General features: G+C 40.0%; 31 protein-coding genes. 27 read left to right on the forward strand and 4 right to left on the reverse strand.

Annotated features, from left to right (window positions below; translation table 11 throughout):
* The first annotated feature begins 8 nt into the window (after nt 1–8).
* Both AC787_RS10745 and AC787_RS10750 read left to right on the forward strand, forming a co-directional pair.
* On the forward strand, nt 9–1,451 hold the full coding sequence (locus tag AC787_RS10745; protein WP_054024776.1) for a bifunctional 2-methylcitrate dehydratase/aconitate hydratase: 1,443 nt from the start codon (nt 9–11) through the stop codon (nt 1,449–1,451).
* Nucleotides 1,452–1,596: 145 nt separating this feature from the next.
* Nucleotides 1,597–2,106 (forward strand): hypothetical protein, encoded by a 510-nt coding sequence (locus AC787_RS10750; RefSeq protein ID WP_054024777.1) that lies wholly within the window; start codon nt 1,597–1,599, stop codon nt 2,104–2,106.
* A 90-nt stretch (nt 2,107–2,196) separates the two neighbouring features.
* Here AC787_RS10750 and AC787_RS10755 read toward each other — a convergent pair whose 3' ends face one another.
* Together AC787_RS10755 and AC787_RS10760 are read right to left on the reverse strand one after the other, a co-directional pair.
* A complete protein-coding gene (locus AC787_RS10755; RefSeq protein WP_054024778.1) occupies nt 2,197–3,021 on the reverse strand; it encodes an alpha/beta fold hydrolase in 825 nt (274 codons plus the stop codon).
* Between the two features lie 56 nt (nt 3,022–3,077).
* A complete protein-coding gene (locus tag AC787_RS10760; RefSeq protein WP_054024779.1) occupies nt 3,078–3,959 on the reverse strand; it encodes a YihY/virulence factor BrkB family protein in 882 nt (293 codons plus the stop codon).
* A gap of 134 nt (nt 3,960–4,093) precedes the next feature.
* On the opposite strand from AC787_RS10760, the gene AC787_RS10765 reads away from it, so the two are divergent.
* Complete coding sequence (locus AC787_RS10765; RefSeq protein WP_235560949.1) at nt 4,094–4,519, forward strand: TerB family tellurite resistance protein; 426 nt, start codon at nt 4,094–4,096, stop codon at nt 4,517–4,519.
* 101 nt (nt 4,520–4,620) lie between these two features.
* On the opposite strand, the gene modA is transcribed toward AC787_RS10765, so the two are convergent.
* A complete protein-coding gene (modA, locus tag AC787_RS10770; protein WP_054024780.1) occupies nt 4,621–5,454 on the reverse strand; it encodes a molybdate ABC transporter substrate-binding protein in 834 nt (277 codons plus the stop codon).
* Nucleotides 5,455–5,611: 157 nt separating this feature from the next.
* Here modA and AC787_RS10775 point away from each other — a divergent pair, with 157 nt between their 5' ends.
* From AC787_RS10775 to AC787_RS10790, 4 genes are all read left to right on the forward strand, one after another.
* Complete coding sequence (locus AC787_RS10775; RefSeq protein ID WP_054027020.1) at nt 5,612–6,562, forward strand: helix-turn-helix transcriptional regulator; 951 nt, start codon at nt 5,612–5,614, stop codon at nt 6,560–6,562.
* A 54-nt stretch (nt 6,563–6,616) separates the two neighbouring features.
* Nucleotides 6,617–7,429, forward strand: a complete 813-nt coding sequence (locus tag AC787_RS10780) for a GNAT family N-acetyltransferase (RefSeq protein ID WP_054024781.1) — start codon at nt 6,617–6,619, stop codon at nt 7,427–7,429.
* Nucleotides 7,430–7,449: 20 nt separating this feature from the next.
* Nucleotides 7,450–8,142, forward strand: a complete 693-nt coding sequence (locus AC787_RS10785; protein ID WP_054024782.1) for a hypothetical protein — start codon at nt 7,450–7,452, stop codon at nt 8,140–8,142.
* 71 nt (nt 8,143–8,213) lie between these two features.
* On the forward strand, nt 8,214–8,855 hold the full coding sequence (locus tag AC787_RS10790; RefSeq protein ID WP_054024783.1) for a Bax inhibitor-1 family protein: 642 nt from the start codon (nt 8,214–8,216) through the stop codon (nt 8,853–8,855).
* A gap of 34 nt (nt 8,856–8,889) precedes the next feature.
* On the opposite strand, the gene AC787_RS10795 is transcribed toward AC787_RS10790, so the two are convergent.
* Nucleotides 8,890–9,069: a hypothetical protein gene (locus tag AC787_RS10795; protein ID WP_054024784.1), complete on the reverse strand. Its 180-nt coding sequence runs from the start codon at nt 9,067–9,069 to the stop codon at nt 8,890–8,892.
* 184 nt (nt 9,070–9,253) lie between these two features.
* On the opposite strand from AC787_RS10795, the gene AC787_RS34070 reads away from it, so the two are divergent.
* From AC787_RS34070 to AC787_RS10890, 20 genes are all read left to right on the forward strand, one after another.
* The gene (locus AC787_RS34070) at nt 9,254–9,412 is read left to right on the forward strand and encodes a hypothetical protein (protein ID WP_161807526.1); all 159 of its coding nucleotides are present in this window, start codon (nt 9,254–9,256) and stop codon (nt 9,410–9,412) included.
* Between the two features lie 195 nt (nt 9,413–9,607).
* Entirely contained in the window at nt 9,608–10,186 is a 579-nt protein-coding gene (locus AC787_RS10800) for a sulfurtransferase TusA family protein (RefSeq protein ID WP_054024785.1), read from the forward strand.
* Nucleotides 10,187–10,247: 61 nt separating this feature from the next.
* Nucleotides 10,248–11,372: an MBL fold metallo-hydrolase gene (locus AC787_RS10805; RefSeq protein WP_414730978.1), complete on the forward strand. Its 1,125-nt coding sequence runs from the start codon at nt 10,248–10,250 to the stop codon at nt 11,370–11,372.
* 13 nt (nt 11,373–11,385) lie between these two features.
* The gene (locus tag AC787_RS10810; protein ID WP_054024787.1) at nt 11,386–11,613 is read left to right on the forward strand and encodes a sulfurtransferase TusA family protein; all 228 of its coding nucleotides are present in this window, start codon (nt 11,386–11,388) and stop codon (nt 11,611–11,613) included.
* 31 nt (nt 11,614–11,644) lie between these two features.
* Nucleotides 11,645–12,127 carry a DsrE/DsrF/DrsH-like family protein gene (locus AC787_RS10815; RefSeq protein WP_054024788.1) on the forward strand — a complete coding sequence of 161 codons (483 nt, stop codon included), beginning with the start codon at nt 11,645–11,647 and terminating at the stop codon, nt 12,125–12,127.
* Nucleotides 12,128–12,202: 75 nt separating this feature from the next.
* Entirely contained in the window at nt 12,203–12,469 is a 267-nt protein-coding gene (locus AC787_RS10820; RefSeq protein WP_054024789.1) for a metal-sensitive transcriptional regulator, read from the forward strand.
* 302 nt (nt 12,470–12,771) lie between these two features.
* On the forward strand, nt 12,772–13,563 hold the full coding sequence (locus AC787_RS10825; RefSeq protein WP_054024790.1) for a sulfite exporter TauE/SafE family protein: 792 nt from the start codon (nt 12,772–12,774) through the stop codon (nt 13,561–13,563).
* A 21-nt stretch (nt 13,564–13,584) separates the two neighbouring features.
* A complete protein-coding gene (locus AC787_RS10830) occupies nt 13,585–13,971 on the forward strand; it encodes a rhodanese-like domain-containing protein (RefSeq protein WP_054024791.1) in 387 nt (128 codons plus the stop codon).
* 306 nt (nt 13,972–14,277) lie between these two features.
* Nucleotides 14,278–15,276, forward strand: a complete 999-nt coding sequence (locus AC787_RS10835) for a polysaccharide deacetylase family protein (protein ID WP_161807527.1) — start codon at nt 14,278–14,280, stop codon at nt 15,274–15,276.
* 100 nt (nt 15,277–15,376) lie between these two features.
* Nucleotides 15,377–16,129, forward strand: coding sequence for a (S)-benzoin forming benzil reductase (locus AC787_RS10840; RefSeq protein WP_054024793.1), 753 nt, complete (start codon nt 15,377–15,379; stop codon nt 16,127–16,129).
* A 52-nt stretch (nt 16,130–16,181) separates the two neighbouring features.
* Complete coding sequence (locus AC787_RS10845; protein ID WP_054024794.1) at nt 16,182–16,706, forward strand: DUF6886 family protein; 525 nt, start codon at nt 16,182–16,184, stop codon at nt 16,704–16,706.
* Nucleotides 16,707–16,846: 140 nt separating this feature from the next.
* Nucleotides 16,847–17,989 carry a serine hydrolase domain-containing protein gene (locus AC787_RS10850; RefSeq protein ID WP_054024795.1) on the forward strand — a complete coding sequence of 381 codons (1,143 nt, stop codon included), beginning with the start codon at nt 16,847–16,849 and terminating at the stop codon, nt 17,987–17,989.
* 215 nt (nt 17,990–18,204) lie between these two features.
* Nucleotides 18,205–18,837, forward strand: a complete 633-nt coding sequence (locus AC787_RS10855) for a nitrite reductase (RefSeq protein ID WP_054024796.1) — start codon at nt 18,205–18,207, stop codon at nt 18,835–18,837.
* Complete coding sequence (locus tag AC787_RS10860; protein WP_054024797.1) at nt 18,834–19,526, forward strand: response regulator transcription factor; 693 nt, start codon at nt 18,834–18,836, stop codon at nt 19,524–19,526. The genes AC787_RS10855 and AC787_RS10860 overlap by 4 nt, the downstream gene beginning before the upstream one ends.
* Nucleotides 19,523–20,611 (forward strand): sensor histidine kinase, encoded by a 1,089-nt coding sequence (locus tag AC787_RS10865; protein WP_054024798.1) that lies wholly within the window; start codon nt 19,523–19,525, stop codon nt 20,609–20,611. Before AC787_RS10860 ends, AC787_RS10865 begins: the two co-directional genes overlap by 4 nt.
* 230 nt (nt 20,612–20,841) lie before the next feature.
* A complete protein-coding gene (locus AC787_RS10870; RefSeq protein ID WP_054024799.1) occupies nt 20,842–21,543 on the forward strand; it encodes a response regulator transcription factor in 702 nt (233 codons plus the stop codon).
* Entirely contained in the window at nt 21,540–23,360 is a 1,821-nt protein-coding gene (locus tag AC787_RS10875; RefSeq protein ID WP_054024800.1) for a sensor histidine kinase, read from the forward strand. Before AC787_RS10870 ends, AC787_RS10875 begins: the two co-directional genes overlap by 4 nt.
* Nucleotides 23,361–23,545: 185 nt before the next feature.
* Complete coding sequence (locus AC787_RS10880; RefSeq protein WP_235560950.1) at nt 23,546–24,223, forward strand: N-acetylmuramoyl-L-alanine amidase family protein; 678 nt, start codon at nt 23,546–23,548, stop codon at nt 24,221–24,223.
* A gap of 72 nt (nt 24,224–24,295) precedes the next feature.
* Nucleotides 24,296–25,168: a carbohydrate ABC transporter permease gene (locus AC787_RS10885; RefSeq protein ID WP_054024801.1), complete on the forward strand. Its 873-nt coding sequence runs from the start codon at nt 24,296–24,298 to the stop codon at nt 25,166–25,168.
* An 11-nt stretch (nt 25,169–25,179) separates the two neighbouring features.
* Nucleotides 25,180–26,058: a carbohydrate ABC transporter permease gene (locus AC787_RS10890; protein WP_054027022.1), complete on the forward strand. Its 879-nt coding sequence runs from the start codon at nt 25,180–25,182 to the stop codon at nt 26,056–26,058.
* Nucleotides 26,059–26,085: the final 27 nt, after the last annotated feature.

The following is a 26,085-nucleotide window of genomic DNA, read 5'->3' on the forward strand; positions in this document are numbered from 1 at the left end:
TGAATCTCATGTCTACATTGATCAGCAATGAGAGACCGGAGCCCGATCGCGTATTAGTCGATATTGCAGAGTATGCTGCGAATTTCGCGATTCAAAGCGAAGAAGCTTACAAGACCGCACGATATTGTCTCATGGATACGCTTGGCTGCGGATTGTTAGCGCTTAGGTATCCAGAATGTACGAAGCTGCTAGGTCCTATCGTACCGGGAACACTCGTTCCGAATGGGGCGCGAGTTCCTGGTACTTCCTTTCAGCTTGATCCGATTACTGCTGCCTTTAACATCGGATGCATGAACCGCTGGCTCGATTATAATGATACCTGGCTAGCCGCCGAGTGGGGGCACCCCTCTGATAATATTGGAGCCATCCTAGCTGCTGCGGATTATGAAAGCAGAAAAAACATAGCCGAGGGCAAACCGCCGTTTGTCATGAGAGATGTGCTTACTGCTATGATCAAGGCTCATGAAATTCAAGGTATTCTTGCCCTTGAAAACAGCTTTAACCGCGTGGGACTCGATCATGTCATTCTTGTTAAGGTCGCCTCAACCGCTGTAGTGACAGCGCTGCTAGGAGGAACGACAAATGAAATTATCGATGCTTTATCCAACGCATGGATTGATGGTCATCCACTTCGCACCTATCGGCATTCACCAAATACGGGGACGAGAAAATCATGGGCCGCCGGCGATGCTGCAAGCCGCGCAATAAGGCTTTCATTCATGGCGCTTCGAGGTGAGATGGGTTACCCTGCTGCACTAACGACTCCGGAATGGGGATTTTATGATGTGCTTTTTAAAGGGAATTCCTTTTCGATAAAACGAAAGTTTGAAGCCTATGTGATGGAAAATGTATTGTTCAAAATATCTTTTCCCGCTGAATTTCATGGACAAACAGCGGTGGAGGCTGCCATCCTTCTATATCCGCTTGTAAAGGACAGATGGGATGAAATTGATAAAATAGTCATTACAACACACAAATCCGCACTGCGAATCATCGATAAGACTGGACCGCTCCATAACCCAGCGGATCGAGATCATTGTATTCAATATATGGTCGCGATTGGTCTTCTTCACGGACATTTAACAGCTGATCATTATGAAGAAGATTGTGCGAATGATCATCGTATTGATGAGCTTCGTCAAAAAATGATGACTACTGAAGATACATCTTTCTCACAGGACTATTTGGATGCCAATAAACGTTCCATAGCAAACGCCATTCAAGTTTTTTTCAAAGATGGTTCGACCTCAGAGAGGGTACAGATTGAATATCCGATCGGCCATCGACGCAGGCGTGAAGAGGCCATACCGCATTTGCTCACAAAGTTCGAGTCCAGTTTGAAGAGCAGGTTTCCAGCCAAGCAAACACAAGCAATATTGGAGCTGTGCCAAGATCAACAAGCATTAGAAAACACGCCCGTACAACAATTTATGGAACGATTTGTTATATAGGAGAATGCCTGCGTACAACGCAGGTTTTTCTTATTAAAATCATTTTTTTTTGTAGCTTTTCTGTAACTTTTTACACACCCAATTCGTTATATTCTATAAGTAAGCTGAATAAGAATATACACCATATAGAAGGAGCGTCTGCGCTATGAAAAAATATGTATCGATCGCAATAGTTGCGATAGCTTGTCTCACGGCCTTTAGCTTTGCGCCGACGGGAGGCCGTGAATATACAACGGTAGAACAAACACCGGATATGATAACTGGCTACGTTGAAATGACAAAAGGTGAAAATAATCATTACACCTTGTCCATCGATCAAATCGATTGGTACGAGGGGGATGAAGCTACAAAAATTTTCCTGGAGCGTGAAGGGGATTCTGGGCTTGATGGCCCGCCAGACGGCTATTACTACGAGAATGATGATGAAACCTTGCGTGATTTGCCGATTGCGGATAACGCCGAGGTGCTTATGCAAATCTATAATCGAACAGGCAATATTAACGAAGCAGACACCGTTTGGAATGAACCTATTTCAGTTGAAAAGTTTATTGAGCTTATAAATACGGAAGACGACTTCGATATGAAGAGCTTCCCTTATCATATGACTGTCAAGAATGGGGAAATCGTACGTATTGTGCAGCAATTCATTCCATAAATTAAAAAGAAGTTTCACGAAAAAAAGCCGCGAAAGTCGCGGTTTTTTTTTTGATTCGATATTACAAATCACTCGTATGTTTTATAAGGCTCAGTCTCTACCAGCATCATATATTAGATGAGCGAGCATCGCTGGATTATTTTTTGCTGTTGACATATGATCGCCATGACCTTGAATATAACGAAACAGGCCAAGTCGATTGGACATATGCGGATGCCAGCCGTAGTTGCTGTTATATTGAGGCAGGACATTGTCTTCCGTCAGAAAAATATAACTTTTGGGGATATTTAGACTATAAAATACTTTGAGATCGAGATTTTCGTATGACGGCTTAGCGGGTTCTGACTTAATCATACTATACATTTTCTCTGCAAAGCCGAGGCTAGCTAGATTGACAAAAGTTTCGCGGAACAGTGGAAAAGGAAGCATGATCGTATCATCATTTGAGCTTTCTCTAAGTTGTTGAAAAACGGCTTGAACAGGCTCAGGAAACTCATCCGCAACCATTTCACCATCATTTAACACAAATGCGTTCCAAAAAACGAGTCTTCTAATTCGCTCTGGAATAAGCTCAGCCACCTTCTGGATGACTGAGCCTCCGAAGCTATGTCCGACAAGTATAATTTGATGAAGATTTCTTGTTACAATAAAAGTTGCGACAGACTGACTAATCATTTCATGGGTAACGTTTTTATTAGGGTCGGTACCGTGCCCAGGATATTCAGGCGCATAAACGCTATGCCCCATCTTGCTTAATTCATAACCTATGCCATTCCAGAAGCTCGCATCCGCCCAGGCTCCATGAATGAGTACAAATGTAAGCGGCTGTTCGCTAGGTAATAATCGTTCGCAGAGTGTGAAAGCATTCGCATAGGGGTAAGCGTAGTTAATGGTGCCTTGTTCAATTTGAAACATGCAGCATTACTCCTCAGAATCAGATCATACAGCATATGCCTATAATCCTCTTAAGGTTAATGATGGCTTAACGGCATACGGAAGCTATGTCTTGCTGAGTTATTAGGCGGTATATTGCTTTTTGCTGATGCAAGAGTAGCATTGATTTCACCACCCAGCATGATGAGAATCGAGCTTATATAGAGCCAAATCAACAGCATGATTACTCCCCCAAGACTGCCATACGTTTTCGAGTAATTACCAAAATTGTTCATATAAAACTGAAAAATAAGTGAAGTGGCAATCCAGCCGAATGTTGCGAATAGAGCTCCTGGCAATGCTTCCTTTAAACGCAGCCTTCTGCTGGGTACGATCCAATAAAGCAGCGTAAAAGCGCAGATCATTGCCGCAATTGGTATCGCATATTTCAAAACGTTCCATATCCACTCAAATCCATTCGGATAATCAAGCCATTTAAATAAGTACTCGCCAATTGCCTTTCCGAAAATGAGCATAACCATCACTAAAACAATGACGACAACTAGAAAAAGGGTTGATATTAACGAAATGCCTCGTATCTTCCAAAAAGGTCGCTGCTCCTCAATATCGTACGCTTTGTTCAAACCTTTCAAAATAGCGTTAATTCCGTTCGAAGCTGACCAAATCGTCGCAATCATACCGAACGACAGCAATGTTCCGCTGCTGTTATCTAAAACCTCCGCAAGAATACCGCTAATCGTGTCACTTGCTTCTGAGGGAAGGAGGCGAATCAGCTCTGCAATAACACTGTCACCAGACATTTCAATAAAGCTAAGCAAGCTAACCATAAAAATAAGAAAAGGAAAAAATGATAAAATCAAATAATACGTCAACTGCGCTCCAAGCGCGGGCACATCATCCTCGCGAAAACGGCTGTATAGGCATTTTATAAATTGCAGCGTGTTGAATTTTTCTTTCATTAAGACCACCATCCTTTTGTTATAAAACTACACAAAACAGGAGGGTACAAAACATTTAATGAAATAGAAAAGATATGCAACAAGTAGGAAATAGTCAAATCATGTCGAATACGTGTAGGAGCAATTATTTTTGAATGAAGGGAGTGGACCTTTTGTTTTTACATTTTCTACAAGCCAAGGAACATAAAGAAGCTTTTCTCGAATTAGCACATCTTGCAGCGAACGCTGATGGGTTCATTCACAAGAAGGAACAAGGATATCTTCAATCGTATATGCAAGAGATGGATATGCTGCAAACGGTAATAAGCTTTTCTTCCGAGAAGCAGTTAGCGGATATTATAGGAGATATTAAAGATGATCATGTAAAAAAGATCTTTTTCGCAGAAATTCTGCTTCTCATATTCGCTGACGGCGACTACAATGACGATGAAAAAGAATTGACAAAAGATATGAAACAGCTGCTCAATCTCGACGAAGAAACTTGCGAAACCATAAAAAACTGGGTTATTCGTATGGATCAGTTAAAAATTGAAGGCCTAAAGCTTATTTTGAACCCGTAAATGTAGTAGCTGGCATGAATAAGAAAAAACCTCCGTTCTTCCATTAGGAAGACGGAGGTTTTCTTGTATAATAACGGTTAGTTAAGTAAGGAAGGACAACATTATGGCCTCGAAAAACCGAATTTTTCAAATACTGCCATTGCATCCTCCGTTTGAAGATAGTCATAAAATTGCTTCGATTCTGGTAGATGTTTCGTTGCTGTGACGATTCCAATCGGATAGGAGATCGGCGTGTATGTAGAAGGATCAACTGTAAGTACAATATTCACTTTATCTGATGCTAAGGCGTCAGTCTTGTAAACGAAACCCGCGTCAGCGTTGCCTGTTTCAACGTACTGGAGAACCTGACGGACGTCCTTGGCTTGAACGACCTTCGCCTGCAAGCTATCCCATAGCTTCGCTTGCTCCAAAGCTTCTTTTGTATAGCTTCCAGCTGGAACGCTTTCTGGTATGCCAATCGCGATGGTTTTGACGTCAGCATTCAATAGATCATTAACTGTTGTAAGATTCGTTTTTGACGATTTTGAAGTGATGAGTACGAGACCATTAGATAAAAGGTTTGTTTGGCTGTCCTCTGCAATAAGATTCGCATCTACAAGTGATTTCATGTTTTTGGAAGCAGCAGAAAGGAAAAGATCGGCAGGCGCCCCGTTTTCAATCTGCTTTTGAAGAGCGCCCGAGGCGCCAAAGTTAAAATTCAGCTTCACATTAGGGTGGACTTCCTTAAATTGTGCCTCGATTTCCTTTAAGGCATCGGTTAAACTCGCAGCGGCCGAAATCGTTAATTCAACATTTGCAGCTGGTGCTTCCGTACTTATTGCTGTTGCTTCTGGTTGATTGGTTGAATTGGATGGATTCGAACCACAAGCCGTTACGACAACTAAAATCATAATTAAAGAAAACAAAACATAGCTTTTTCTAATTAAACCATTCATATAATACCCTCTTTCGTTATGTTTAGATATAAATAGATATAATACATGTTTGATTATAAGGTTTGGGAAATACTTTTGTAAAGTGAACCCACGCAGTATTTCTGTTGTTTATGCTACAATAATGATTGCTGCATACAATCCTTAAGAGGTGATTAACATATCAGAAAATATTTCCTATACGACGGAGGAAATCTCCAAGCTGCTCAAAATATCAAAGTTAACCGTTTATGATCTCATTAAAAAAGGTGATTTGGCCTCATACCGAGTAGGCAAACAAATGAGAGTGGACGCCTCTGATTTAGAAGCATATAAGCAGCGCTCAAAGGGGAGCCAGCAAATCGTGCGTGAATCTTTGAGTGTCCAACCGGATGTTGTGAGCGCGGCTCGCAATAACCTTGGCGCTCGTTCCATTGTCATCACTGGACAAGACATCAGCTTGGACATATTGGGAAGGCATATCGAGAAGTATACACCTACACTGCGCCCATTACGCTCTAATGTCGGTAGTCTGGACAGTTTGATTTCAATGTACAATGGGCATTCCGATGTAGTAAGTACCCATTTGATAGACGGAGATACTGGCGAATATAATATACCGTACATACGTAAGCTGCTCGTCGGCTCATCTTACGTCGTTATTAATTTGCTTTCAAGGCAAGCTGGACTATTTGTCCAAAAGGGAAATCCCCGAAACCTGAAAGGATGGGACGATCTGTCTCAGCCGGATTTACGCGTTATAAATAGAGAGAAAGGCTCTGGAGCACGCGTATTGTTAGATGAGCAGCTGCGATTGCATGGCATTTCTGCCCAAGAGCTTCTCGGTTATGAGGATGAACTCACGAATCATTTGGGCGTTGCGGCCAAAGTGGCAGGTGGCGAGGCGGATGTTGGAGTAGGGATCGAAAAAGCAGCAGCAATTGTAGATGGAGTGGACTTTGTACCCCTAATTAGTGAACGTTATGATCTCGTCATTATGAAAAATTCAGAAAATAACACCCTCATTGATTTGATCATTGAAATATTGAAATCCTCATCTTTTCAACAAGAGCTTGCGGCTATTTCCGGCTATGACTTATCGCAAACGGGGAAGGTTCTTTATGAATGTTAATGTAAGTTTCGCATTTCGGATGGATGCCATTATAATACGCAAGGATGGATATAAATGAAGCTGCCCTTTTTGAGTAAAGAACTGGCCAAACGAATTCAGCAGTCGGAAATTGAATATCTTACATCAAGAATAAGTTCAATTGGGGAGAGACCAGGCAATCCCGAAGGGGTCGAAATTAATCAATATGGCCAAACCGTTGCTTACTATATTAAAACAATGCCTTGGGGCATTTTTAATTCGGTAAAAGGTCTAGGCGATGAGGATAACGACAAGCTAGTGGAAATTATCGAGTTCTATGATGCTAGAGACAGAGGCTTTCAGATTGATTTGAATCCTACACAATGCTCAGCTAAACTTTTTGGGAAACTGGCAGAGCTGGACTTTCGTCAAAATGGCTTCCATTCCGTTCTTTATGGACTGCCTAGAGAAGATAAGCCTATTTTGCAGCCTAATATCACGATTTCAGAAGTAGTTACAGAAGAGGAGTTCGATCATTATGCTGAAATCCATTGCTTAGGATCAGGCATGTCATTGTCCTATAAACACCACTTCGTTAACAATAATATTGGATTACTGAATCGCAAAGGGTGGAAAATCTTTTTAGGTTATTTGAATGGCATACCTGCAGGCGTAGGTGTCATGTATATTAGCGAAGATGGTATCGCATCCTGCGCTTTAGCGGCTACTGCCCCTTCATTCAGAAACCAAGGGCTGCAAACAGCGCTCATAAGCCGGCGTTTACACGAAGCCCATCTTGCAGGCTGTGAACTTGTCGTGGCGCAAGCAAGCTTTGGATCAACTAGTCAACATAATATGGAACGAGCCGGATTACATATGGCGTGGACGAGATCAATCATGACAAGATAAATTTAACCAAGAGGAGATTCATGAAAGTGAACCAGCAGCATCAGTACACCCATCTAGGCTTTTCAACCGTGGACAAAATAGTAATCTGGATAGTCCCAGCCATACTTGGTCTCATTCTAGGGTATTATACTCCTTCTATTGTACAATGGGCTTTAACTTTGCCATGGATACCGTTCGAAGGTCCGCTTAAATGGATTAACTCTTTTCATGGCCCATGGCTTACTGCAATTACAACCTTCTTAGGCTTGATTGCAGGAATATGGTTAAGTGCAGCTTCATTCAAAGAAAGTCTTGATATCCGAATCTCGAATGATGACATCCTGCTAAACATAAACGGTGTTGAGAGCACTTTTGTTAAAGAAAAGATTGCTTTCGCTTACCTTGATGGGAAGCAGCTTATATTAATTGGTCCGATGGAAGAGGAGCTTTTTCGTGAAAAACATGAATCTAAAAATGAAAAAGTGATAAATGCTTTTGCCAAGCATGGCTACAAAATGGTGTCAGAAGACCCTTATAAGGATATTTTTAGACGATGGGTTCCTGATATGCCAGAGCTTTCTCCAAGCGCGAACGCTTTGTTCAAAGCACGGGATAAGTATCTTCAGGATGGAGAGAAGGAAGATTTAAAAGAATTGAAACAGGAGTTGTCAAAGCTTGGCATTACCTTGAACGATAAAGGAAAACGTCAGTATTGGCGTAAGCATCAGTTGTAAATAATCATTTTGCATTCATGCTTTTCATGCTATTATTGATCAATAAATATTGATGATGGGAGAAAAATAAGATGAGCTATACACAATCAAGCGGTTATGGTAAACCGATGCAAAAATTAATGCTAACCTTTTTCTTTGCCTTAATTGTTTCAGTAGGCGGCATGTACATAGGAACGCTGCTTCCAAGCACCGCGCGAATTCCACTGTTTATTGTTGAGATTGGTTTAATCATTGCGATCATGTTTTTGCGCAAATCAACGGCAATAGGATACTCATTGATGTATGTGTTTATGATCGTTTCTGGTGCAACCTTGCAATTTTCTTTAAGCTATTACATCGCTTCGATGGGCACATCGGTCGTTATTCAAACCGTTGCAGTAGCGGTTCTCGTCTATGCGGGACTTGCGATCTACGCTACTTACTCCAAAGAGGATTTCCGCTTTCTAGGCGGGTTTTTATTCGCATCGTTAATAGGGCTCATCGTTATGGGGCTTATGCAATTTATCTTTCCTTTTGGAGGGATGATGGAGACGATTTATGCTGGCTTTGGCTTACTTATTTTCATCGGCTATACTCTTTACGACTTTAGCCGCATGTCCAAAGAAGGCTTTGAAGACAAAGATATTCCACTTATGATCGTCAACATTTATCTTGATTTGGTCAACATCATTTTATTTGCACTTCGTTTTGTGAAGTCATTGCTGGATGATTAAGATTCAGCACCTATTCCAAAAAAAAGGTTAATCTTCATACTTGAGGATTAACCCTTTTTTTTTTGCGGGAAGATAACCATTTTCGAATAGTGGATACTTTAGGCGTATCTGCTACAATCTTATGATCAATAAAATCCCCTCTGCGTATTCGCTTCTCCAAAGCTTGCTGCTGATCTCTCCATAAACTTTCTGCAACATAGTTATGAAACAACATGATCCATTCCTCCTCATACCGCTTAATCCTGATGCTCTCATTATGCGATCATAATCAATTGGTAAAAAGAGTAGATCTCAAATCATTTATTTCACCTTTTATTTTCGTTATTTGAGTGAAAAGGAAATGAGTGGAAATAAGCGAATGTATAAAGCAGGTAACGTATTTTGGTAGGGGGAGAGAAATGGGATTTCTAATCGTTTTACTGTTAACCATAATTGTTATTTTGTTATTTGAAATCAACGGCAAGCTGCCGAAAAGAGACCGAAACAAGGACGAAGTGAGGCGTGCACTGAAAAGAGATCAAGAAAGAAGAAATAGGGAAAAAGAAAGAGATGACTAGCAGGCCGCTGAATTGCGGTCTTTTTTATGTTGTAATAGCACGTTGACATCTGAATTTAAAACATGTATATTCTTATCAACGCCACATACCCATAGGGGTATAAGTAATGCGTCATTTTTTTACCCTAAAACATACCCCCATGGGTATGTTGGCTAAGTCATCTTTTTTGAAAAAATAAAGGAGGTTCCTGAATTGATGGTACAAATTCAAGCAGACAAAACCATAGATTGCAAAGGAATGGCTTGTCCCATGCCCATCATTAAGACCAAAAAAGCAATGGATGAGCTCCTTGCCGGGCAAGTCATCGAAGTGGTTGCAACGGATAAAGGATCTTTGGCCGACATTCAAGGGTGGAGTAGAAATACAGGACATCAATACTTGGGTACGATGAAACAGGGCGATGTGTTGAAGCATTACCTTAGAAAATCCAACCCGACTGAAACAAAAGAAGAGAATAAATATCCGAAAACAACCAGTAACGAGGAATTGATGAAAAAGCTTAATTCAAATGAGAGCATCATGATTCTGGATGTACGTGAGTCTGCAGAATATGTTTTCAACCGCATCCCGGGAGCTAAATCAATTCCATTAGGAGAGCTTGAGAAGCGAATGAGTGAACTCCAATCAGACCAGGAACTTCATGTAGTGTGCCGCACTGGTACCCGCAGCGATATCGCTTGTCAGATGCTAAAAGATAAAGGATTCAAACTTGTATACAATGTCATTCCAGGCATGTCCGCATGGGAAGGGCCAACGGAGAATGACGTTCAATAATACAACTCATTCATAATAGTAGGAGGAATACATCATGACTTCAGGAAATGAGTTAAACGAAATGAATGCTGGGCAGCTGGCAAAGCTTATTCTAAATAAAGAAGAAGACCTCTTTATCCTCGATGTACGCAATGAAAGTGACTTTGTGGATTGGAAAATCGAAGGTGAACGAATGGAGATCCTCAACATTCCATACTTTGAATTGCTTGAGGGTGTGGACGAGATTCTCGATCAAATTCCATTACACAAAAAAGTGCTTGTTGTATGTGCAAAGGAAGGCTCTTCTAAATTTGTTGGAGAGCAGCTTCTAGCAGCAGGCAGGAATCAGGTTTATTACTTGCAGGGCGGCATGAAGTCGTGGAGCGAGCATCTGGAACCAGTGAAAATAGGCGATTTGCGCCAAGGAGGTTCAATTTATCAGTTCGTTAGAATGGGTAAAGGCTGTTTGTCTTATATGATTGTTTCAGACGGTGAAGCTGCTGTCGTTGATGCTCCCAGAATGACAAATGTGTTGGAACAATTTGCGAAAGACAACGGTTTTCGCATTATGCATACGATGGATACCCATCTACATGCGGATCATATCTCGGGTGGCCGTAAACTGGCAGACCAACAATCAGCAACGTATTGGTTGCCTCCAAAGGATGCGACAGAAGTCACATTTGAATATGCCCAGCTTGAGAACGGTCATGATATTTCGGTAGGCAACACGACTATAAAAATTCAACCCATTTATTCACCAGGACATACGATCGGCAGTACATCGTTTATTGTAGATGATCAGTATTTGCTGACTGGGGATATTTTATTTATTGATTCAATTGGTCGTCCTGATTTGGCTGGACTCGCTGAAGACTGGGTTGGCGATCTCCGTCAAACGCTATACAACCGTTATCCTGAGTTGTCTCAAGATTTAGTTGTACTCCCAGCTCATTTCGGCCATTTCACGGAACTTGGTGAAGCTGGGCGTGTAGCAGCTGTTTTGTCAGATGTATATAAGAAAAATCCAGGATTGCAAATATCGGATGAAGCTGAGTTTCGCAGCATGGTGACCAAGAATCTACCGCAGCACCCGAACGCTTATTTAGAAATACGCCAAACTAATATGGGTAAGCTCTCACCGAGTGAAGAAGAACAACGTGATATGGAAATCGGTCCTAACCGATGTGCCGTTCACGAAAACTAAGGAGGAACAAATGATGAAAGCAGATTTAATCGTAGACACGAAGGGGCTTGCATGTCCTATGCCAATCGTCAAGGCAAAAAAAGCGCTAGATGGATTGAAGCCTGGACAATTAATGGAGGTATTATCTACAGATAAAGGCTCCCTTAATGATTTTACGGCTTGGATCAGAAAAACCAACCATGAACTCGTGCAGCATAAGGAAGAAAATGGCGTGTTCGCGTTTCTAGTTAAAAAAGTATAACTCATGTTTTATAAGGGAGAGGAAAAAATAAATGGAATCTGCAAGTGAGAAAACAACGATAGTCCTCTTCAGCGGGGAGTTAGATAAAGCAATAGCCGCTTTTATTATTGCAAATGGCGCAGCAGCTTATGATCACGAGGTTACGATATTTTTCACCTTTTGGGGATTAAACGCTTTGCGCAAGGATGAAGCCGTCCATACCAAAAAAGGGCTTCTTGAAAAAGCCTTTGGCTGGATGATGCCACGAGGTCCACAAAAACTTGGACTATCCAAAATGAATTTTGGCGGTATGGGACCCAAAATGATTAAGCATGTTATGAAAAAGCATAATGCACTAACACTTCCGCAGCTAATTGAACTAGCGCAGGAGCAAGGGGTTAAGCTTGTAGCTTGTACGATGACAATGGATCTTCTTGGTTTGCAGCGTGAAGAGCTCATTGATGGTATTCAGCTTGCTGGTGTAGCCGGTTACTTAGGTGATGCCACCGATGCAAAAGTGAACTTATTTATATAATCAATGAAATAATACTCTTTTTTGGTTTATAATATACCCATACACGTACACGTAATGGAATGGGAGGTTAAGAAAATGGCTTATCATTATACCGATGAAATGAAAACACGTCTAAGAAGAATCGAAGGTCAGGTTCGTGGCGTTTTGAGATTGATGGATGAACAACAATCTTGTAAGGACGTAGTGAGTCAACTATCAGCAGTCCGCAATGCAGCTGACAAAGCTATGGCGCAAATTGTTGCAGAAAACCTTCATCAATGTATCATTGAAGAGCAATCCGCGGGCGGGGATACGAATAAACTTGTGAAAGAAGCAATTGAGCTGCTCGTGAAAAGCCGGTAAAAGAGATCGATATTTAACAAAAAATAAGCGAACACGGTGGATCGTGTTCGCTTATTCCAAGTCGTCATATATAATTCTTACACCTAAAGAGCTATAATTTTCTTCTTTGTAATGTCCTTGCTCACAATACTTGGTGCTGGACAGGCTTTCATTGATTGATGTTAATGGTTCATTGCAGGTCGGGCATTTATCTTCAAATATTTTTTTGAATATGCTTTTCATTTTTTAATTACCTCATTTCACATGAAATTACTTGGTTTTAATTATAGCTTACTTATTGTATTCAAACAAGGAGAGTTTTTATGGACATTATCCTTTACATCATCATGACGCTGCTCGGTTTTGTCGGATCCTTTTTTTCAGGATTACTTGGCATCGGCGGGGCCATAATAAATTTCCCCCTTTTGTTATATGTTCCATCCAGTCTTGGCTTGGCGCAGTTTACTGCAAAGGAAGTTGCATCCATCAGCATGTTTCAAGTGTTTTTCGCTTCGTTAGCTGGTATTATCGCTTTCCGCAAGAAAAGCAATCAAACAGCAGTCATTCATAAAGGACTTGTTGTTTATATGGGCAGCAGTATATTATTTGGGAGCATGATTGGCGGATTCGGGTCGCGGTTTTTGAATGAAGACGCCATTAATATTATATACGGAATATTATCCGTCATTGCAGTAGTGCTGATGCTAATTCCGAGCCGGGTAAAACAACAATCAAATGTAGACATGATCACTTTTAATAAGCTCATAGCTGTTACTTCAGCTTTCATTGTTGGCATTGTATCTGGAGTTGTAGGGGCTGGCGGAGCTTTTATTCTTATTCCAATTATGCTAACGATCTTAAAGATACCGACACGAACGACAATTGCATCTTCACTTGCCATTGTATTTGTCTCAGCGATTGGCGGTGTAATCGGAAAGTTGTCAGCTGGATCCATTCCGATTTGGCCTACTGTTTTTGTCGTGTTGGGCAGCTTGTTCGGTGCGCCGCTCGGATCTAGAATCAGCGCTAAAATAAACGTGAAATATTTACGTTATAGCCTAGTTTTATTGCTCATTTTTACAGCACTAAAAGTGTGGGCATCTATTTTACAATAATCGAGAGGGGCACACAGCTGAATGGACACTAATACAGTGATCAATATTATTTTTATCGTATTAATAATGTGGTTTTTCTATAAACGATTTGGTCCCACTAAGGGTTTAAGAACGTTAAGAGCATCTGAGTTCCTTAAGGAAATCGAATCATCATCTGATTATATTCTGGTAGATGTTAGAGAACCTTCAGAGTTTAAAGGCGGTTTCATTCCTGGCGCAAAAAACGTTCCATTATCACAACTTGGAAGTCGAATGGATGAAATACCGAATACCAGCAGCGTTTATCTCTATTGTAGAAGTGGTATGAGAAGTAAGAGCGCGGCTCGCATGCTGCAAAAGAAAGGCTATTCAAAGCTATCGCATCTACAGGGAGGCATTGGCGCTTGGAGTGGCAGCATCTCGAAGTGATACGTTTACGTCAACTGATATTATGAAACATCATAACGTTTAAGTGACCAAATAAGCCGCGTATATCGCGGTTTTTTTTATATCTACTATGTTCCAAATTATGGTACAATCTCCTCATATGTTGAAAATTATTACAATTCTAAAACTAATCTTACTTTATGAGGAGACAACATGTTATTAAAAGTTAAATTTATATTTTTATCTCTTTTGCTAGTAACCTCCGCAATTGTGGTCAGCTACTTCCTAGTTCAAAGATATCATTCAAAAATACCTTTTATTAACCAGATGTTTACTAAAAGTTCCCAAATGGTGATTTTGGATACTCCGATCTCCCCATACGATGGATTAAAACCTGAAGCTAATGATGCAAACGGTATCTACTATAAGGATCGCGTTCTTGTGTTGATGTACCATGATCTCAGTCCTGAGCCGCAGGATCCTGGAACATTGTCCGTTGCTAATTTCGAGAAGCAATTAGAGTTAATGAGAGCAAATAACTTTCATTGGATTTCCATGAGTCAATACATAGATTTCATACTGCACTCGTCACCTGTTCCAGACAATGCAGTGCTCCTTACATTCGACGACGGCTATGAATCATTTTATACATTTGCTTATCCGCTCCTTCAGAAATATCAAGCTCCAGCGTCCAGCTTTCTTATTGTCAATGCAGTCGACAATCCGGAGTATAAAGGAATACCGAAGGTAACATGGGAGCAGGTTGAGCTAATGCATAGAAACGGTATTGAATTTTTCAGTCATACCTATGATTCGCATAAGTATGTGAAAAAGGATTCTTCGAGTGCTACGCAGACTGCTATGCTTGCCAGTCCGATTTACCTGAAGAGCACGCAGAGGCAGGAAACGGAGGAAGAGTATAAGCAGCGTGTTACTAACGATCTTAAGCAAGCCAATGACATCCTTAATAAGAAGCTGGGCATTCAAAACAATGTGCTTGCTTTTCCTTTTGGTGGTTTCTCGCAGTCACTTCTGGACATTTGTGAGCAATTAGGAATTAATGTTACGCTGACTGTAAAAATGGGTTTAAACAAGCCGGGACAAACGAATGGTTTTCGATTGAATACTGGAAGTAAGGCAAATGACCCAGTGCTGCAAATGTCCCTTATGAAGCACGCTGAGAAGCGGCTCGGCAATATTACATTTGAAGAGGGAATCAAAAAACGCCATTATTATACACTTAAAGCCCTGATTGTACTAGTGGTTGTAGCTGCCCTCTGGTTACGGAGTGGAGCGTTGCTGCTTGCTGAGAGAAGACATAAAATGAACAAAGACCTGTCTATCTAAAAAGATAAACTTGTTCTGAGGCCAACTGTTCTCGTAACCATAACCTTTTTAAGCCTATACATAACGAAGTACATACCAATTATTCGGGGGGGACTCTTCTATGAAATATTTTATAATTACGGGAACATCAAGAGGCATTGGAGAATCTATCGCAGAACAATTGATTTCTCCGGAGCATTATTTGTTCTGTATCTCACGTGGAAAGAATACGAAGTTGATAAGTAAAAGTATGAATATTGAATATATTGAATTCGATTTGAATCATATTGATCAGATAGATTGTGTAATGGATCGAATATTTAACGCAATCGACCTATCTAAAACAGAAGGAGTATACCTGATCAATAATGCATCCATGATCTCTCCTGTAGCATTCATTAATTCAACTACAGCAACGGATATTACGAATAACATTCATGTGAATTTAATTGCACCCATTATTCTGACTTCTTCATTTATAAAGCATACGAGTAATAGTAGTATTGAAAAACGAATAGTAAATATCTCGTCAGCTTCTGCGAAGAATCTTCATCCCGGTATGAGTTTGTATTCGGCTGCTAAAGCAGGGTTAGATGTATTTTCGCAATGTGTAGGCCTCGAACAAAATCACTTTCAAGCACCAGTAGGAATTGTTTCAATCTGGCCTGGAATGATTGACACTAATCTACAAGAAGAAGCAAGGAACCGAGACAAAGAAGCATTCCCATCAGCAGAAATATTTGGAATGGTTAAAAATGCTGGTCTGCTTACCTCGCCTGAAGAAACTGCAAAACAAATAATTGGATTTTTATTTAAAAAGGAGTTTGAACATGGAGCTGTCGTCGATATTTATGACTATTCAAAACTTCAATAACATTTAACGACTCCAACCGATAACTAAAGCAAAATCAGAAAGAAGGGATAAATTGAGGTTATTTCATGTAAGTGAAGAAAGTAATATTACACTTTTTGAACCAAGAATACCATCGCGAAAGGATCTGGATCAGAACAAGGGTTTAGTGTGGGCAATAAACGAGTTGTGCTTGCCGAATTTCCTAACACCGCGTAATTGTCCAAGGGTAACCTATCATTGCAATGAAACGACAACAGATGAGCATAAAATGCTGTATTTATCTTCAAAATCGATTAACCACGTTGTTGCGATAGAGCATAAATGGTTTGAAATCATGAGAGGAACAACATTGTATTTATATGAATTCGATTCTGATGATTTCTATGGCGCAGATAAAAGTGCAGGTTACTATGTAAGCGAAAAAACACAGATACCCATTAATAAAATAACTGTGAATGATTTATTTGGAGAACTCATACGTAGAAAAGTCGAAGTTCGTATGATCGATAATTTATGGGATTTGAGTGATAAGATTTCAAAAACAAGTTTTAATTGGTCAATGTGCAGGATGGGTTTTGCTGAGCAGAGGGAGGTGTAAGCAATGTGGCTAGGAATTTGATACAAATGAACAAACTTTTATAATTTTAAAGGCAGTCTGTTCATACTTATAGACGCAATTAGAGCAGCTCGTGTAGAATTGATTCATTGTTCCTAATATATGGAAGGGGATGGAGACGGATGAATGAATTGCTAAGCGTGTGGGAAATCACGGAGGGTCACTTGGATGTAGCACCCGAGGAGGTAGGACTGGACTCCCGTCAATTGAATAAGCTGGATAATCATTTTCTGGATCTGATTTCCCAGCAAAAAATTCAAGCCGCCAGTTATCTCGTTGCTCGTCAAGGGAAGGTTGCAGCATGGAAATCGATGGGTAGACTACATGGCTCGACAAATCAAGGAGAATTGCAGCCGGATTCCTTGCGTAAGATGTCATCCATAACAAAGTCATTCACAAATGTTGCTATCATGAAATTAATAGAGGACGGTAAGCTATACATCGATCTGCCTGTGTCCAGCATTTTGGAAGAGTTCGACAACGCTGTACATAAAGATATCACTTTGTTCCACTTATTAACGCATACGTCTGGTATTATGCCGGTGACGGGATATTATAATGAGCCTTATCCACGAGAGTGGTGGGGCGCTAATGGAATGGATAATTGGATTCGTAAAGTGCTGCAAGGGCCGCTCGTTTGCCAGCCTGGGGAAGCTTATAATTATTCCACAGTGGGTTTCGCTCTGCTTGGAGAGATCGTCTCGCGAGTATCTGGTCAGCAATATGAGGTCTACGTTACCGAGAACATTATAGAACCTCTCCAGATGAACCGGACTTTTTTTGATGTGCCTGAGAATCTTCATTCTGAGGTGTGCAGTGTAGATAAAATGGATATCGAAAGGTTAATTAGGAGAGAAGACAGTTCTCTTCTGCCACCGCGTTCAGACAGCGGACTTTATTCCACCCTGTATGATATGTGGAGATTCGGACAGATGCTGCTGAACGGAGGAACCTTTGAAGGTCAGCGTATCCTTGGAAGAAAGTCGGTAGAACTGATGACTCGTCGTCATCTCTTTAACGTTCCAGCATACCATTGGGGAGGTAAAATCAAAGACAAAGGACATGCGCTTGGTTTTGACCTTGCGATTAATCACCTTTCCTATGAATCAGTAGGAACTTTCCAGCTGGAAGGTGCGGGAAGAACCGGATTTTTTGTAGATCCGGTTGAGAAGCTGGTTGTCGTTATCATGGTGCCATCCATCTACTCATGGGTACCTGAATCCGTGCTCGGTACGAAGCAAATTATATGGTCAAGTCTGGTCTAGCATAGGAAAGCGGCTTGTGTGAAGCCATTGATCATCATTATTCCAAAAGAGTGAGTCGAGCAATCGACTCACTCTTTTTGTTCAATCAACGACATAGGATTTAGGGTATCATTAAGCTTCATCTCTATACTCTACCTAGGTATAGTAATAACTCTTGACCAACATACCCTTAGGGGGTATATTTAAGTGGTTACGATGCAAAGGAGGGATACAATATGAATGAAAAAATAAAAATTGCGGTCTCACCAGCCATCCAGGTAGGCGGCAGCCTGTTTACACCACTTCAACTAATGACGATAGGTTCGCTTATTGGTTCAGAGGCAAACATAGAGATGACACCTTTTAAGCAGCTTTATGTGGAAATACCATTAGATCAAGAAGATGAAATAACCGAAAAATTACGAGCAGCTGGCCTCGAAGTTAATCCTTCAGGGTTCACGACAAAAAGCTTAATCGCCTGCAACTTTTGCAAGTGGCCTGAGGATGCCGGCTTAGACATAGCACGTAAATTAAATCAGGCGATCGCTGGAATTGTAACACCAACTCCAATGAAAGTGGGTTATGCTGGCTGTGCGCTAGGTACAAGTGAACCGCTATTAAAAGATATTGGTGTCGTAAAAATGAGGAATACGTTTGACGTATTTGTTGGAGGGGAACCAAAAGGATTAAAAACTTCCTTTGCCCAGCTTTTACTAACAGCATTATCGGAGGAACAATTAATACCTACAATTACCAACCTCATTTATTATTATAAAGATCATGCAAAAGGAAAAGAAAAATTCAGCAAGTTTGTTAATCGTATAACAATAGAACAGCTTAAAAAAGTAAATTGGAATGAGCGTACATGAGTAAAATCCTAGTTGTCGAAGATGAAGATAAAATTAGAGAAGTTATAATCGCATATCTACACATGGCTGGTTATGATACGTATGAAGCAAGTGACGGCCAATCTGCTCTGGATGAGATAGACAGACAACCTTTTGAATTAATAATTCTTGATTTGATGCTTCCAGATATGAATGGAGAGGTGTTGTGCAAACATATACGCGGCTCTAATCCGGTACCCATTATTATGCTTACTGCTAAAGCTTCACTCCATCATCGTATTCAAGGGTTATCTGCTGGAGCAGACGATTATATCGTTAAACCATTTGATCCTCATGAGTTGTTAGCCAGAATTCGATCTGTACTTCGTCGTACAAATCATCAAGAGCTTCTAGCCGATCGTTTGGAATACGGTAATGGGAGATTAGTGCTCGATAGTCAAGCCAAGCAGGTTTATATCTATCAAAATCCGATAAATTTAACACCCAATGAATATAAACTGCTAATTGTAATGGCTAGAAATGCAGAAAGAACGCTTTCTCGCGAACAATTAATTGATATGGTGATGGGTATGGACTTTGAGGGGGATACTCGTACAATTGATCAGCATGTCAAAAATTTACGACAAAAGATAGAGGAAGATGCTAAAAATCCAATATTCATCCAAACGGTTTTTGGTGCCGGATATCGCTTTCATGGGGGAAGCAAATGAAAAAATCGCTATCCTATCGCTTAAGCATTCTTCTTTTCTTCTACACAACTGCCATATTAATCATTGCTTCAGCTGCTCTGATTACGGCTACCCATCACCATTTCCAGCTATACGGTGAAGAGTTAACCCAAGGCCACGATAAGACTGATTTATTAAATTCACATTTAGAGCAAGCGATTCTTCAGTCCATTGGTCTGACGATCGGCGGAGCACTTCTTATTGCACTTTTTCTGAGTGTTTACATCGCCAAAAAAATATCCTCACCTTTAGTAAGCATGAAAAATATAACGCTAGTTATGGCAAGAGGAAAAAGAGATGTCCGGCTACCGCTAAGGGGATCTCCTAAAGATGAGGTCGATGAATTAGCAGCCTCTATAAATCATTTGGCTGAACAGCTTGAGCAACAAGAGCATTTACGGGTAACCATGACAGAAAACATCGCACATGAACTCCGAACACCTTTAACGACGTTAAATAGTTATTTGTCAGCCATACAAGATGGGATTTGGGAAGCTACACCCGAACGCATTCAATCATGCAGAGAAGAAATTCACCGTTTAGTACAAATGGTTAATGACCTTGAGGAACTGCAAACACTCACTTCAACAGAACTGCATTTATCATTGAAGGATGTTCTTCTAACAAAATCTATTGAGCAAGTCATAGATCTTATGGAGCCCTCATTTTCTGATAAAGGAATTATTCTGGAAAGAGGCATCATACCTAGAATTACTATGCACGCTGACGAATATCGGCTCATCCAAATATGGACGAATTTATTATCGAATGCCCTCAAGTTTACACCGAGAGGTGGAAAGGTCTCAATTTATGGGAAAGCAGATCCAAAAGGTGTTCAGATAACCGTCAAGGATACCGGAATGGGAATACCTACTGATCAGCTAGCGCATGTATTCGAGCGTTTCTATCGTGTGGAAAAATCTCGTAACCGTAAATCGGGGGGAGGGGGATTAGGACTTGCTATCACAAAAACGCTAGTCGAACGTCATGGAGGACAAGTATGGGCAGAAAGTGATGGGGGTACTTTATTTCATGTGTACTTACCGAGAAAATTAAAGGGTAGCTAATCCAATGGGAAAAACTTTTCTTCGCTTGAGGCTGACATCGATTTTATATTGGTGTCAGCCTTTTCGATTTGTTCGTTATGTATTTTCTTCTTGACATAATCTTCATCTGGCTATGTTACTGTATATTAAATATGAGGAAAACATATTTCTCTATAAAAAAAGAGCCATGAGGAAAACATATATGAAATGATTCGATGCACCATGGCATTTCTAGCGGAGGGAGACTACAGATGAATAATACAATTTTAGTTGTGGAAGACGAAGATATTTTACGAGAAATCATTAAAGATTATTTGTTGAGTGAAAATTATAAAGTGTTAGAGGCAGCCGATGGGAAAGAAGCATTACACTTATTTCAAGAGCATGAGGTTCATTTAATCATTCTTGATATTATGCTGCCTGAGCTGGATGGATGGTCTGTCTGCAGACGAATCCGCAAAACTTCTAATGTTCCAATTATCATGCTAACAGCAAGGGTAGACGAAGATGATACGCTGCTCGGATTTGAATTAGGTGCTGATGATTATGTAACAAAACCATATAGCCCGCCAGTTTTATTAGCAAGAACCAAACGACTTCTAGATAGCAGGTACCGTCAAGAAAAGAAACCAGATACTGCTAAAAATAATGAAACGGATACATTATCTACTAACGGTATTTGTATGCATTTGCCTTCTCGAACCTTGACCGTAGATAATGAGAAAATATACCTGACCTATACAGAATTCCAAATATTGGCCTATTTAATGCAGAATAAAGGCATTGTCATTACGAGAGAACAGATCATCACAAAAATTTGGGGATATGAATACGAGGGTGATGATCGTACCGTGAATACACATATCCGTAATCTAAGAAGTAAGCTAGGCGATAAATCCAAAGTTATTACAACCATCGTAAGAACGGGCTATAAGTTCGACGGTGACCTATGAGGATTAGTATTGTTTTTAAAATATTTACGTTGACGACTCTGTTATGCTTGTTCATCCTTGCTACGATCTATATGGGGCAAACGATTTTTTTTAAGCAATACTATGCGAATAGAAAAGTAGCGGATATTCAAGCGAATATTCAAACCTATAAGAAAGAATTCTTGAACAGCGGTGGCAATATGCTGGCTATTCAGAAGTTAGAGCTAGACTTCTATCGGAACAATAATACGTGGATTACAACTTTAGATCGTTATGGAAACTTGAAAAATGTAAATGATTTTCATTTAGAAGTAAAAACAGATCGTACTAAAAATGATACTGAAATTTCAAATAAAATCATTTCGGTTCCTTTGTATAACATAATTAATATTGATGAAGTGATGAATACAGGCCCAAATCAGTTGGATTCTTTTTTAAAACCCGATGTACGCGTTATTATTTCTGAGTTTAAAAAAGATACAGCATTCATTCCGTTTCAGTTGCAATTGGATAATAACGGTAAGGTTAGGACAAACGAGACTATTTTCGAAAAGATACAAGAGCTCACTTTGAAAATCAAATATGCTGAAAAAATTGATTATACTCCAATTCCTGTTCTTTCAATTAGCGGTACGATTACCAAAGTTCATTTGCCGAGTGGAAATGAATCCTCCAGCTTTATTTATACGAACCGTTTATTTATGGAAAAAATCAAGCAGTTCCAAGCTGATTTACTATTTGATGAGAATGTTGACCACTATAAACAACAGCAAATTGTTGATATAACACAAAACGATGTTAAGTATAAATTGTTTATTGACCCTATCATAGACCATGATGGTGAAACGAGTTATATTTTCTCAATGGCTTCACTGCAGCCCGTTGACGAAGCGGTAAATATGTTAAAAGATTATTATGTATATATGATCGCTCTTGTTTTTCTTCTTATTGTGCTAGCTTCTTTGTATTACTCAAGAAAGATAGCAAGACCATTGCTGCAAATTAATCAGACGACCAAACAGATTGCAAGCTTGGATTTTTCGGAAACCGTCTTGATTAAATCAAATGATGAGATTGGTGATTTGTCTCACAGTATCAATTCCTTATCGACAACGCTGCATTCCTATATTGAACAACTGCAGAAGGACATTGAAAAAGAAAAGCAATTAGAGAACACAAGGAAAGAATTTATTTCTGGAGTATCCCATGAGCTAAAGACACCGCTTAGTGTGATGAAGAGCTGCATTTCGATTCTGAAGGATGGCGTTGCGACACATAAAAAAGAACATTACTTCGAAGCGATGGAAAAAGAAGTTGATCGGATGGATCTCTTGATCGTAGATATGCTTGAGCTTGCAAAATTCGAGTCAGGCACCTATAAAATGAAGATGGAGCCGTTTTGCATCGATCGGATCATTGAGCAAATTTGTGAACAGTTATCTGTAGAGATTAGCCATAAACAGCTTCATTTGCATACAGAGCTTGCAACGATTGAAGTCATGGCTAATCAGCATCGTATCGAACAAGTCATCACTAATTTCCTGACCAATGCTATTCGGTATACACCTGAACAAGAACATATTTATATTTCAGTTAGAGAAGAACAAGAGCTCATCAAGGTTTGTATCGAAAATAAAGGAGCTCATATCCCATTAGAACAGATGGACAAGGTGTGGGACCGTTTCTATCGCGGTGATACTGCACGTCATCGTGCTAAAGGTGGTACTGGTTTAGGACTCGCCATCTCCAAAAATATATTGGAGCTCCACGGTGTCTCCTACGGTGTGACGAACACGGACGACGGTGTTCAGTTTTACTTTTATTTGAATAAAGCTTAATAAATTAACCTCATTAACCACTTTCATGATGTGTAATTTCAACATCAGAGAAAGTGGTTTTTTTGTCATAATCTTTATTTAAACTTCATTTCGACTCCGTTTTATCTTCATCTCTCATCTGTACACTAGTACTAGATTAAGAGATCAACCTTAAACGCGAGAGACAAGTGAGGAGAAATAAAATTATGAAAAAAACAATAATTTTTTCCGGTTTAGCAATATCTGCATTGGTTTCATACAACTTATTATTCAAGGTACAAGCGACAGACATGAAAAATGGTGAGACTGTTTATAAACAATCTATCCATAAGGAAGTTAAGATTTTGGAAGGGAAAACAATTGTCCTTGATCCTGGTCATGGCGGAAAGGATGTAGGCGCAACGGGGCAATCTGGATTAAATGAGAAAGAAATAACGCTTCATACCGCCCAAAATATACAACGATTGCTATTAGAGAAAACAGGTGCGACGGTCATCTTAACGCGTGAGGATGATGAATTTCTGTCTTTACCCGAACGCGTGAAATTATCAACAGACCATCAAGCTGATCTTTTTATTAGCCTTCACTTCGATGCTTTTGAATCCAATAGAGTAAAAGGGATAACGACCTATTTTAACAAGGATGAAGATCAACAATTAGCAGAAATGGTACACGATCAAATACTTACACAAAGCATGGGGGCAAAAGATCGAGGAGTGTCCTATGGTGACTATCATGTACTACGTGAAAACACGTGCCCAGCCATTTTACTTGAGCTAGGTTTTATTTCAAATAAAGAGGATGAACAACGGATTCAATCACTAGAGTTCCAAACGAAGTCCGCAAACATGATTGTCGAGGGTATTATTGAATATTTATCCTAGGAGCATCGATTGTGATTATTTAAAAAGGAATGTGGTGTTTATGAACGCCACTAACCAGATAAGAGGTTAAAAATGAAGTTTCCTCCGTTCTTAAGAAAGCAAAGTGTAATTGCGATTGGTTTTCTTGCACCAAGCTTAATTGGCTTTGCCATCTTTTATCTCATTCCATTCGTTATTGGTGTCGGTTACTCCTTCATGGATCGGACGATGAATGGTTCCTTTGTAGGCTTTACCAATTATGAACATTTGTTTGACAGTGGTTCTTTTCATAAAGCCTCAGTAAACACTCTGTTGTTTACCGGCGTAAGTGTACCGCTCATCATTGTTACGTCTCTGCTGCTGGCACTGTTTTTGAATCAAAATGTTTATTTCCGCAAGTGGCTGCGAACCGCTTATATTCTGCCACTCGTCGTACCCGTCGCGTCTGTAGTCATGATGTGGCAAATTTTTTTTGATTGGAATGGAGTGATCAATAGTTGGTTGCACAGTTTTGGGCTTGAGCGAATGGATTGGATGAAATCAGAGTGGGCAAGAGGGGTAATATCCGTTATTAGTTTATGGAAAAACATTGGATACAATATCCTATTATTTCTGGCCGGACTGCAGAGTATCCCGAGAGACTACTACGAAACTGCTGATTTAGAAGGAGCAGGTCCCTTTCGGAAGTTAGTCAGCATTACCCTTGTTTATTTAATACCGACCATGTTTTTCGTTGTCCTCATGTCGATCATTAACTCATTCAAAATTTTTCGTGAAACCTATTTAATCGCGGGGGATTATCCACATGATAGCATTTATATGCTGCAGCATTATATGAATAATATGTTTTTCTCGCTTGATGTCCAGAAACTGACGGCAGCCTCAACAATAATGGTGGGCTTTATGCTGATTCTCGTTTTAGGGATGTTTACGCTAGAACGACAATTCAGACGTTTTATGGAGTGATGGTGAAAAAGATGAAAAAGTCATCATTGATTAATAAATGGTTGTTAACTGTTTTCCTGATGGTTATTGCGGCATGTATGATATTCCCTGTTTTTATGACATTTACAAATTCACTTATGACAGAAAATGAGATCGGACATCATTATTATCTCATTCGCCAAATGACTGATCAAAATTGGGTTGAGAAGAATCCATTTGTAACTTTAAAGCTGATTCCCGATTGGGTGTCTTACGAGCAGTATGAAAAGATTCTCTTGGAAACACCAAATTATTTAAATATGTTTTGGAACTCTGCTTTCATGGTGGTACCCATCATTATTGGGCAGGTCGTAGTCGGATCTCTTGCGGCTTATGCTTTTGCAAAACTACGGTTTCGAGGGCGCGAACCACTGTTCTTCATCTATGTAATGGTTATGCTTATGCCATTTCAAGTGACGCTCGTCCCGAACTATATTATTGCGGATCGGCTTGGTCTCTTGAACAGCGCAAGTGCCATTGTGTTGCCCGGTGTTTTTGCTGCTTTTGGCGTCTTTATGCTTAGGCAGTTTATGTTATCGATCCCTTATGCCTTTATTGAAGCTGCGATCATGGATGGGGCAGGACATATTACAATTTTTTATCGAATTATCGTTCCATTAATAAAACCTGGACTAGCAGCGCTAGTTGTACTGCTCTTTGTAGATTATTGGAATATGGTAGAGCAGCCACTGATTTTCTTGGATGATGTTTTCAAACAGCCGTTATCCCTCTACCTATCACGCATCCAAGAGGAAGCGCGAGGTATCGGATTTGCCGCATCCATGCTTTATATGACACCCATGCTCCTTTTATTTTTGTATGCAGAGTCTTATTTTATTGAAGGCGTTCAAATGTCTGGTATTAAGGGTTAGTACGTCTAACCGACACAAAGGAGGTGA

Source organism: Bacillus sp. FJAT-28004, from assembly GCF_001280845.1.
Classification (GTDB): domain Bacteria; phylum Bacillota; class Bacilli; order Paenibacillales; family Paenibacillaceae; genus Pristimantibacillus.

Bases quoted from the DNA above. Each gene is read 5' to 3' on its own strand.
- AC787_RS10745 (WP_054024776.1), top strand. From the start codon at position 9: ATGTCTACATTGATCAGCAATGAGAGACCGGAGCCCGATCGCGTATTA.
- AC787_RS10750 (WP_054024777.1), top strand. From the start codon at position 1,597: ATGAAAAAATATGTATCGATCGCAATAGTTGCGATAGCTTGTCTCACG.
- AC787_RS10755 (WP_054024778.1), bottom strand. From the start codon at position 3,021: ATGTTTCAAATTGAACAAGGCACCATTAACTACGCTTACCCCTATGCG.
- AC787_RS10760 (WP_054024779.1), bottom strand. From the start codon at position 3,959: ATGAAAGAAAAATTCAACACGCTGCAATTTATAAAATGCCTATACAGC.
- AC787_RS10765 (WP_235560949.1), top strand. From the start codon at position 4,094: ATGAAGGGAGTGGACCTTTTGTTTTTACATTTTCTACAAGCCAAGGAA.
- modA (WP_054024780.1), bottom strand. From the start codon at position 5,454: ATGAATGGTTTAATTAGAAAAAGCTATGTTTTGTTTTCTTTAATTATG.
- AC787_RS10780 (WP_054024781.1), top strand. From the start codon at position 6,617: ATGAAGCTGCCCTTTTTGAGTAAAGAACTGGCCAAACGAATTCAGCAG.
- AC787_RS10785 (WP_054024782.1), top strand. From the start codon at position 7,450: ATGAAAGTGAACCAGCAGCATCAGTACACCCATCTAGGCTTTTCAACC.
- AC787_RS10790 (WP_054024783.1), top strand. From the start codon at position 8,214: ATGAGCTATACACAATCAAGCGGTTATGGTAAACCGATGCAAAAATTA.
- AC787_RS10795 (WP_054024784.1), bottom strand. From the start codon at position 9,069: ATGTTGTTTCATAACTATGTTGCAGAAAGTTTATGGAGAGATCAGCAG.
- AC787_RS34070 (WP_161807526.1), top strand. From the start codon at position 9,254: ATGGGATTTCTAATCGTTTTACTGTTAACCATAATTGTTATTTTGTTA.
- AC787_RS10800 (WP_054024785.1), top strand. From the start codon at position 9,608: ATGGTACAAATTCAAGCAGACAAAACCATAGATTGCAAAGGAATGGCT.
- AC787_RS10805 (WP_414730978.1), top strand. From the start codon at position 10,248: ATGAATGCTGGGCAGCTGGCAAAGCTTATTCTAAATAAAGAAGAAGAC.
- AC787_RS10810 (WP_054024787.1), top strand. From the start codon at position 11,386: ATGAAAGCAGATTTAATCGTAGACACGAAGGGGCTTGCATGTCCTATG.
- AC787_RS10815 (WP_054024788.1), top strand. From the start codon at position 11,645: ATGGAATCTGCAAGTGAGAAAACAACGATAGTCCTCTTCAGCGGGGAG.
- AC787_RS10820 (WP_054024789.1), top strand. From the start codon at position 12,203: ATGGCTTATCATTATACCGATGAAATGAAAACACGTCTAAGAAGAATC.
- AC787_RS10825 (WP_054024790.1), top strand. From the start codon at position 12,772: ATGGACATTATCCTTTACATCATCATGACGCTGCTCGGTTTTGTCGGA.
- AC787_RS10830 (WP_054024791.1), top strand. From the start codon at position 13,585: ATGGACACTAATACAGTGATCAATATTATTTTTATCGTATTAATAATG.
- AC787_RS10835 (WP_161807527.1), top strand. From the start codon at position 14,278: ATGGTGATTTTGGATACTCCGATCTCCCCATACGATGGATTAAAACCT.
- AC787_RS10840 (WP_054024793.1), top strand. From the start codon at position 15,377: ATGAAATATTTTATAATTACGGGAACATCAAGAGGCATTGGAGAATCT.
- AC787_RS10850 (WP_054024795.1), top strand. From the start codon at position 16,847: ATGAATGAATTGCTAAGCGTGTGGGAAATCACGGAGGGTCACTTGGAT.
- AC787_RS10855 (WP_054024796.1), top strand. From the start codon at position 18,205: ATGAATGAAAAAATAAAAATTGCGGTCTCACCAGCCATCCAGGTAGGC.
- AC787_RS10860 (WP_054024797.1), top strand. From the start codon at position 18,834: ATGAGTAAAATCCTAGTTGTCGAAGATGAAGATAAAATTAGAGAAGTT.
- AC787_RS10865 (WP_054024798.1), top strand. From the start codon at position 19,523: ATGAAAAAATCGCTATCCTATCGCTTAAGCATTCTTCTTTTCTTCTAC.
- AC787_RS10870 (WP_054024799.1), top strand. From the start codon at position 20,842: ATGAATAATACAATTTTAGTTGTGGAAGACGAAGATATTTTACGAGAA.
- AC787_RS10875 (WP_054024800.1), top strand. From the start codon at position 21,540: ATGAGGATTAGTATTGTTTTTAAAATATTTACGTTGACGACTCTGTTA.
- AC787_RS10880 (WP_235560950.1), top strand. From the start codon at position 23,546: ATGAAAAAAACAATAATTTTTTCCGGTTTAGCAATATCTGCATTGGTT.
- AC787_RS10885 (WP_054024801.1), top strand. From the start codon at position 24,296: ATGAAGTTTCCTCCGTTCTTAAGAAAGCAAAGTGTAATTGCGATTGGT.
- AC787_RS10890 (WP_054027022.1), top strand. From the start codon at position 25,180: ATGAAAAAGTCATCATTGATTAATAAATGGTTGTTAACTGTTTTCCTG.